Origin of the sequence: Streptomyces sp. UH6, assembly GCF_013421635.1 — a bacterium.
Classification (GTDB): domain Bacteria; phylum Actinomycetota; class Actinomycetes; order Streptomycetales; family Streptomycetaceae; genus Streptomyces; species Streptomyces abyssomicinicus.
The window spans coordinates 1-1,937 of the sequence record NZ_JACADT010001052.1 but is presented as its reverse complement, the minus strand read 5'-3'; the positions used below and the strand labels follow the sequence as shown (position 1 = coordinate 1,937).

At 72.2% G+C, this 1,937-nt stretch carries 2 protein-coding genes; one reads left to right on the top strand and one right to left on the bottom strand.

Going from position 1 to position 1,937, the window contains the following annotated elements:
* The coding region (locus tag HW445_RS29050; RefSeq protein WP_180223821.1) for an NAD(P)/FAD-dependent oxidoreductase at nucleotides 1-1,164 on the bottom strand (1,164 nt) is incomplete at its 3' end.
* A gap of 131 nt (nucleotides 1,165-1,295) precedes the next feature.
* On the opposite strand from HW445_RS29050, the gene HW445_RS29045 reads away from it, so the two are divergent.
* On the top strand, nucleotides 1,296-1,937 hold a 642-nt coding region (locus HW445_RS29045; protein WP_180223820.1), incomplete at its 3' end, for a TetR/AcrR family transcriptional regulator.

The following is a 1,937-nucleotide window of genomic DNA, read 5'->3' as shown; positions in this document are numbered from 1 at the left end:
AGCGGCCGGTGACGGCAGGGCGTAGCGGCCGCCGAGGTAGGCGGCGAGGAGCTTGGCCTGCGCCTCCACGACCGGCAGCGCCGCACCCGTGGACTGCATGAGGCCGACGAAGGCCAGCGTCGGGTCGTCGAGGTGGAAGACGCGCTGGTACAGCGGCATCGCCTCGGGGTCGTCACCGGTCCAGTCGCGCTCCAGGAACGGCAGCGTCACCCGGTAGCCGGTCGCCCACACGATCACGTCGACGTCCTCGGCGGTGCCGTCGGTGAACACCACCCTGCCGCCGTCGAGCCGCTCGACGCCGGGCCGGGCGACGACCTCCCCGTGGGTGAGGCGGTGCAGGATCGTGTCGCTGATGGTGGGATGGTTCTGGAAGAGGCCGCCGGCCGGCCTGGGCAGCCCGTACTTCTCCGGGGTGCCCACCGCCAGCCGCAACGCTGCCTGCGCGACCCTCTGGCGGATGCGCCACGGCAGCACCGCGAGCGCCTTGCCGGTCAGGTCCGAAGGGCGGCCGAAGAGGTACTTGGGGACGATGTGCGTGCCGTGACGGGCCGAGAGCAGGACCGGCCCGGCGCTGACGTACGACGCGTCGACGGCGATGTCCATGGCGGAGTTGCCCATCCCCACGACCAGCACCCGCTTGCCGGCGAACGGGCCGGGGTCACGGTAGTCGTGGGCGTGCGTCTGCCGGCCGTCGAAGTGGCCCGGATACGCCGGGGACGGCCACTTCGGGTCCCAATTGTGCCCGTTGGCCACCACCACGGCGTCGTACGACTCCGTCACGGTGCCGGCGCCGCCCCGCGCCTCGACCGTCCATGCCTGGCCCGAGCGGCGCACCGCGGTCACGGTGGTGCCGAACCGGATGCGCCCGGTGACCCCGAAGGCGTCGGAGTACCGCGCGAGGTACTCGGCGACCCGGTCGGCCGACGGGTAGTCCGGCCACCCGGCGGGCATCGGGAAGTCGGCGAACTCGGTACGGCCCTTGCTGGTGTTGAGGTGCAGGCTGTCGTAGGCGGGCGACGACCCGCCGACGCCCCGGGCCCACAGGCCGCCGGGACGGTCCCCCTGTTCCCAGACGGTGACCTCCGCACCTTCGTCCAGCAGCGCCTTCGCCGCGGCCAGCCCCGCGGCGCCCGCACCGATCACCGCCACCCTCGTCGCGTCCATGCGCGGTCCTCCTCACTCGAGGGCGGTCATTCAATCGAATGATGGAGAGCGGGACAACCCCTCCCCACCTCCTCTTTTCCTCTCCGGCGACTGATTGAATTCGATCCGCGGCCTCGGGTAGCCTCGGCCGCATGAGCGCTCAGCCGGACGACGGTTCCAGCCGCGAACGCATCCTGGCGGCGGCCACCCGGCTGTTCGCCGAGCGCGGCTACGACGCGACCAGCACCCGTGCCATCGCGGAGGCCGTGGGACTCAACATCGCGACGGTCGCCTACCACGTGGGCGGGAAGGCGGAGCTCTACCTCGCGGTCATGCGCCGGGCACACCTGGCCCAGCGGGAGGTGGTCGTCGCCGCTCTGGAGCAACTGCACACCTGCGGCGCGTCGGAGACGGAGACCAGGGCCGCCCTGCTCAACTTCGTCGACGCGTACCTGACCTTCTGCATGAACCGTCCCGAGGTCCCCGCGCTGTGGATGCGCCGGTGGCTGTCGGAGGGGGCCGACCTGGCCGAGATCGAGTCGGAATTCGCCGGCCCGCTCATCACCGAGGTCGCCGCCTCGGTGCGGGCGGTGCTCGACCGCGTCGGCCTCGGCTCAGGGGTCGACGTCGAGATGCTGGTCTTCACGATCGTCTGGACCGCGCACTCCTTCGGCCAGGCGGGCATCATCGACCCGACGGGGCGTCGGCTCGGCCCCCGTGACCTGGCCGTCCTCGACCGGTTCCGCCGGCACCTGCACGACATGGTGACCAGCATGCTGGACCGCGGCGCGGGC